This window comes from Psychrobacter nivimaris, from assembly GCF_009812035.1.
Taxonomy (GTDB): Bacteria; Pseudomonadota; Gammaproteobacteria; order Pseudomonadales; family Moraxellaceae; genus Psychrobacter; species Psychrobacter nivimaris.
This window is the reverse complement of the sequence record NZ_VZIZ01000008.1, coordinates 43,879-49,878: the sequence shown is the minus strand read 5'-3', so window position 1 is coordinate 49,878 and position 6,000 is coordinate 43,879. Positions and strand designations below refer to the sequence as shown.

At 41.4% G+C, this 6,000-nt stretch carries 5 protein-coding genes; 4 read left to right on the top strand and 1 reads right to left on the bottom strand.

The genetic code is table 11. From position 1 onward, the window contains the following. Window positions 1-338 precede the first annotated feature (338 nt). The 4 genes from pilB (at window position 339) to coaE (ending at window position 5,227) form a co-directional block, all read left to right on the top strand. Window positions 339-2,054 carry a type IV-A pilus assembly ATPase PilB gene (gene pilB / locus FQV37_RS03940; RefSeq protein ID WP_160021384.1) on the top strand — a complete coding sequence of 572 codons (1,716 nt, stop codon included), beginning with the start codon at window positions 339-341 and terminating at the stop codon, window positions 2,052-2,054. A 214-nt stretch (window positions 2,055-2,268) separates the two neighbouring features. Continuing rightward, window positions 2,269-3,492: a type II secretion system F family protein gene (locus tag FQV37_RS03935; RefSeq protein WP_160021383.1), complete on the top strand. Its 1,224-nt coding sequence runs from the start codon at window positions 2,269-2,271 to the stop codon at window positions 3,490-3,492. A gap of 7 nt (window positions 3,493-3,499) precedes the next feature. After that, entirely contained in the window at window positions 3,500-4,399 is a 900-nt protein-coding gene (locus FQV37_RS03930; protein ID WP_160021382.1) for a prepilin peptidase, read from the top strand. Between the two features lie 141 nt (window positions 4,400-4,540). Then, the gene (gene coaE / locus FQV37_RS03925) at window positions 4,541-5,227 is read left to right on the top strand and encodes a dephospho-CoA kinase (RefSeq protein WP_102078745.1); all 687 of its coding nucleotides are present in this window, start codon (window positions 4,541-4,543) and stop codon (window positions 5,225-5,227) included. On the opposite strand, the gene rlmB is transcribed toward coaE, so the two are convergent. Continuing rightward, window positions 5,190-5,960, bottom strand: coding sequence for a 23S rRNA (guanosine(2251)-2'-O)-methyltransferase RlmB (gene rlmB, locus FQV37_RS03920; protein WP_102078746.1), 771 nt, complete (start codon window positions 5,958-5,960; stop codon window positions 5,190-5,192). The two genes, coaE and rlmB, sit on opposite strands and share 38 nt — an antisense overlap. Between the last annotated feature and the right edge of the window lie 40 nt (window positions 5,961-6,000).

The following is a 6,000-nucleotide window of genomic DNA, read 5'->3' as shown; positions in this document are numbered from 1 at the left end:
AAAACTTGTTTGCGATAATCTAGGGAGTAAGTCATGGTCATTTATACTGGTAATCGTTTAATTGATTTATTTTATAACATTTTTGTGGTCAGGTGACTATAGTCGTCTAATGGTCTATATAATTTTTTCAAACTAAAGTAAAGTTCTATACTACAGAGTTGATGAAATATAGAGTTTATAAAATCAAATATTGTTGCTGGTTCTATATATAGATATACAGGTAGATAAGATAAACAAAGCAAGATAGTTCGAGCGAGTTATCAACTAGAAACAACAAGTATGTAGCGTGCAATACCAAGCAAGTCTACAGAATATTTTGTATCAAAGGAGAGGTTAGAATGTCTATCGCAACCAGTAAGTACGGCGGTCTAGCGCAGCAACTGATTAGCGACGGTGTCGTTAGCGAAGCGAATATGAAGACGGCACAAATTGAGTCGCAGCAGCAGCAAATAGGACTGGTACCTTATCTGGTAGACAATAAACTGGCCGATGCTTATTTACTTGCCCAAATGCTATCCCAAGCTTTCGGTGACCCTCTATTTGATCTTGATGCATTAAACATTGATGTTATTCCAAAAGACTTGGTGGATGAAAAAATCGTTCGCAAGTTTAATGCTTTACCACTCTTTAAACGAGGACAACGTCTATTTGTCGCACTAAGTGATCCCACTCGCGTTGATGCCATTGATGCGATTGCCTTTAATTCTCGACTGTCGATAGAAACCATTGTTGTCGAAGAAAATAAGCTCAAAAAGCGTATTGAAAGTGCATACGCAGATACAATGCAAAGTTTTGATAGCTTTTCTAATAGCGACCTAAATGTCGACTTTGAAGATGGTAATGAAGATAAAGAGGATGGTGAGACTCAGCTGAATGACGGCGTCGATGAAGCACCTGTTGTAAAGTTCGTCAATAAAATGTTGGTAGATGCTATCCGTATGGGTGCTTCTGATTTACATTTCGAGCCATACGAAAAATCTTTTAGAGTACGATTTCGTGTCGATGGCGTCATGCAAAAAATGGCCAATCCACCGGTTCAACTTGCGAATAAAATTGCAGCACGTTTAAAAGTCATGTCGCAAATGGACATCTCAGAACGCCGGGTACCGCAAGATGGGCGTATTAAACTAAAAATTTCTAAAAATAAAGCCATTGATTTCCGAGTAAACTCATTACCGACGTTATTCGGTGAAAAACTTGTCTTGCGTATCCTTGACCCATCCTCAGCCATGTTAGGTATTGATGCATTGGGGTATGAACCAGATCAGCAGGAAATGTTTTTAGAGGCATTACACAAACCACAAGGCATGTTGCTTATCACTGGTCCTACTGGTTCTGGTAAGACGGTCTCCCTTTACACTGGTATCAACATCTTGAATACTGGCGCAACCAATATTTCAACGGCTGAAGATCCAGTTGAAATTAACCTTGAAGGAATTAACCAGGTCAACGTTAATGCCAAAGTTGGTCTAACGTTTGCCAATGCGCTCAAGTCTTTTTTACGTCAAGATCCTGATATTGTTATGGTCGGTGAGATTCGTGACCTTGAGACTGCTGAAATTGCTATTAAAGCGGCGCAAACAGGTCACATGGTTCTTTCTACCTTGCATACCAACTCAGCACCTGAAACATTAACGCGTCTACGTAACATGGGTGTGGCCTCTTTCAATATTGCCACATCAGTTAATTTAGTCATTGCTCAACGTTTGGCAAGACGACTATGCAAGAACTGCAAAAAACCTATTAGCATTCCGCGTCAGAGCTTATTAGAAATTGGTTTTACTGATACTGATCTGGATAACACTGATAATGTTATTTATGAACCAGTCGGCTGTAATGAATGCCGTGAAGGTTATAAAGGTCGTGTGGGCATCTATGAAGTGATGAAAGTCAGCCCTGATATTTCACGCATTATTATGGAAGATGGTAACGCAATAGATATCAAAGACGCTGCTATTAAAAATGGTTTCCGCGATTTGCGTCGTTCTGGGATTTTAAAAGTGTTGCAAGGAGTCACAAGTATTCAGGAAATGATGCGAGTGACTTCTGAATAATAAATAAAATTCATATTATAAATCTTAGTATCCCACCTATTAATTGATAACTGATTCATAAGCCAGCAATGTTCTTTATCAGATACTTTTAAAAATAAAACAGATAGACACTGGTTTTTTACGCTAAAATAAAGTATGCCTGACTAGTATCTTAAGTCTGGTATTCTATTGTAAATTTACAATATATATATTGGACAATTTTGAGGGTAGTAATATGGCAAAAGCTAAGACCGATATGTTGTTAGATTTTGTTTACGACGGTGTGAACCGACGTGGACAGAAAGTTAAGGGCGAAACTACTAGTCGCAACTTAGAGCTAGCGAAAGCGACCCTACGTAAACAAGGCATCACGGTTAAAGGGATTAAGAAAAAACCAAAACCTCTTTATACCTTCAAAAAAGCTATTAAAGCCATTGATATTGCTATTTTTGCTCGGCAGTTGGCAACAATGATGAAAGCAGGTGTACCGTTGACCCAGTCCTTTGAGATTGTCGCCGACTCGCTCGATAATCCAAGTATGAAAGACTTAGTATTGAAAATAAAAGCAGATATTGAAGCAGGTGGCACCTTTGCCTCTTCTTTGCGCAAACATCCTCGTTATTTTGATGATTTATTTTGTTCACTTGTTGAATCAGGCGAACAATCAGGTGCACTTGAGACGATGCTTGAACGAGTCGCTACTTATAAAGAAAAAAGTGAGCTACTAAAAGCAAAAATTAAAAAAGCAATGAAGTACCCTATTGCCGTTATCGTGGTTGCTATCATTGTTACTATGATTCTATTGATAAAAGTAGTACCAGTATTCTCTGATCTATTTGAATCATTTGGCGCAGAGCTACCAGCGTTTACGCAAATGGTTGTTGGCATGTCCGAATGGATGCAGGCATGGTGGTTTATCCTTATCATTGCTATCGGCGGTACAATCATCGGCTTTTCAGAAGCTAAAAAAAGATCTAAAAAATTCCGTGACTTTTTAGATCGGGCTACGCTAAAAGCTCCGATATTTGGCAACATTGCTTATCAAGCGATTATTGCACGTTTTTCTCGTACACTATCTACAACTTTTGCTGCTGGTGTGCCGCTTATCGATGCCCTAGACTCCACTGCCGGTGCGACTAATAATGTTGTATTTTATAATGCCACTCAACAAATCAAGAATGATGTATCCACTGGTCAGCAATTACAGTTCTCCATACGCTCGACCAACTTGTTCCCAAGCTTAGTTATTCAGATGGTTGGCATTGGTGAAGAGTCTGGTAGTTTAGAAGAAATGCTAGATAAAGTTGCTGTCTACTACGAAAACGAAGTTGATAATGCGGTTGATGGTTTGACGAGCTTAATGGAACCGTTAATTATGGCAGTATTAGGTGTATTAGTTGGTGGTCTAGTCATCGCAATGTACTTGCCAATCTTCCAGATGGGCGCAGTAGTAGGATAATGATTTGATGCAATTTATACAGTTACTACAAGAGAACAGTACCCTAGCTTTATTCTTATTTGGCCTATTAGGTCTTTGTGTTGGCAGTTTTTTAAATGTTGTGATTCATCGCATACCGCTGATGATGTTGCATGGTTGGAGACAAGAGTGTAGCCAGTTTATGTCTGAACAGGCAGATATGCCACGCGAGCATACGCTGCCCATAGCAGATATTGTCGCTACTGACCAACCGATTACTTTAAGTCGACCTGCCTCTCGCTGCCCTCATTGCGCACATAAAATTAAGTGGTATGAAAACATCCCTTTAATAAGTTGGCTGTTACTACGCGGACGCTGTTCAAGTTGCAAAGCATCTATTGGTCTGCGTTATCCTCTCGTTGAGCTAGTAACTGCCCTCTTATCTGTATTAGTAATATATAAGTTTGGGGTAAATACTACAGGCTTGTCCGCATTGGTTTTAGTATGGACACTGGTAGCTCTAACAGGTATCGACTTTGACACACAGTTACTACCCGATCGCCTTACCTTTCCTTTGGCAGGCTTAGGATTAGCGGTGAATTCACAAAGTTGGTTTGTCACACCAACACAGTCGATATGGGGATTACTACTTGGGTTTTTATCGCTATGGATAGTAGTCAAGGTGTTTTACTTAATAACTAAAAAACATGGAATGGGTCAAGGGGATTTTAAATTACTAGCAGTATTAGGTGCTTGGCTGGGACCTATGATGTTACCTTTGATTATTCTACTATCATCTTTACTCGGCTCTATCGTTGGGCTGATCTTGATGAAAAAACAGGGTGAAAGCCGACCTTTTGCTTTTGGGCCTTATATCGCTATTGCAGGTATTGCTGCCTTATTATACGGCTCAGATATCGTCAGCTGGTATCTCGGTATGTATGTCTAATAACTGACAGCGCACATTAGATTATTGTAGTAAATATCATTGTAGGAAATTTTCGGCAGCGACTCATAAGTAAAGCTTTACAAGGCCGATTGTGAGTTCAAAGCTGCATTCATTGTTCTATCTATCAGATAAGCCACTATTATGTCAAAAAATATATCGCACTCTTATTCACACCAACCACAAACCACGCAACCAAAAAATAAGAAGCTCGTGGTTGGTTTGACGGGTGGTATCGGTAGTGGCAAATCTGCCGCTAGTGCTTGGTTTGCTGAGCAAGGCATCGATATTATTGATGCAGACGTGATCGCCCATGAGACTGTCGCTAAAGGTAGCACCACTCTGCAGAAAATCCAGAAAAAGTTTGGTGATTGGATACTGACGGATGAGGGTGTCATGGATAGGGCTGCTGTACGTACACACGTATTTGCAAATCCTGAAGCGCTGATTGAGCTTGAGGCTATCACTCACCCAGCGATACGTGAGACAGCAAAGGCACAGCTAGATGCTAGTACTTCACCGTATATAGTCTTGTCTGCGCCCCTACTTATAGAGGCGGCAGAAGCAGGACTGGCTAATTTATGTCAACGTATTTTAGTCATGGATGCCACCGAAGACACGCAGCTTGCGCGTGCCAGTCAGCGTGATGATCAAAGCATACAAAAAATTAAGGCCATTATGACCAATCAGCTGAGTCGTGAAGAGCGTAATCGTCATGCAGACAATGTCATACTCAATGAGAGCGACCTTGCCTCTCTATATCTACAACTAGAACCCTTGCACCAAGAGTACCTTACGCTTGCCCAGCAGCTAAAGTTCGCTGGCGATTGACCTCATACAGTGCCATCCCAGTAGCAACACTCACGTTTAGGCTCTGTAGATTACCATGCTCGTTTCCTGACATTGGAATATAAACCAACTCATCACAGCTCTCCATTGTCAGGCGACGCATACCCTCTCCTTCTGAACCCATAATGATAGCGGTCTTGCCAGTTAGGTCAGCGGCATGTATTGGCTTAGCCTCTTCACTAAGTGCCGTACCAAATACAAAAACGCCTGCATTTTTGATTTGCGACAACGTGCGTGCCAAGTTCGTAACGCTGACAATCGGCATCATCTCTGCTGCGCCAACTGATACTTTAGCGACTGTTGGCGTTAGGCTCGCTGCATGGTGTTTTGGACAAACCACTGCATCCACACCCATAGCCACTGCGGTACGTAGGCAGGCGCCAAAGTTATGTGCATCAGTAATTTGATCTAGTACCAACAATAAGCATTGTTCACGGCCAATAATAGTATCAAGCAAACCTTCATCAGCGAAACCTAACGGACGAGCATTGAGCACCACGCCTTGATGCTGCGGACTACCACACAACTGCGTTAGCTTGTCTTTTTGGGTTGGTTGAATACTAATGCCGTTTGCTTCCGCTTCGGCCATGATAGCTTGTACATGACTGTCACTCTCACGCCCTTGCTGCACAAACAAGCTAAGGCCATCAAGAGGACGATGTTCAAGTAACGCATCAATGGCATGAATGCCGTAAAAATAAATGGGTTTTGCCATAATAGGCCTACTAAATATAAAGTGGATATCGCACTAGGCG

What these genes read in the sequence shown, in the direction of transcription:
- pilB (WP_160021384.1), top strand. Translation starts at nt 339, where the DNA reads ATGTCTATCGCAACCAGTAAGTACGGCGGTCTAGCGCAGCAACTGATT.
- FQV37_RS03935 (WP_160021383.1), top strand. Translation starts at nt 2,269, where the DNA reads ATGGCAAAAGCTAAGACCGATATGTTGTTAGATTTTGTTTACGACGGT.
- FQV37_RS03930 (WP_160021382.1), top strand. Translation starts at nt 3,500, where the DNA reads ATGCAATTTATACAGTTACTACAAGAGAACAGTACCCTAGCTTTATTC.
- coaE (WP_102078745.1), top strand. Translation starts at nt 4,541, where the DNA reads ATGTCAAAAAATATATCGCACTCTTATTCACACCAACCACAAACCACG.
- rlmB (WP_102078746.1), bottom strand. Translation starts at nt 5,960, where the DNA reads ATGGCAAAACCCATTTATTTTTACGGCATTCATGCCATTGATGCGTTA.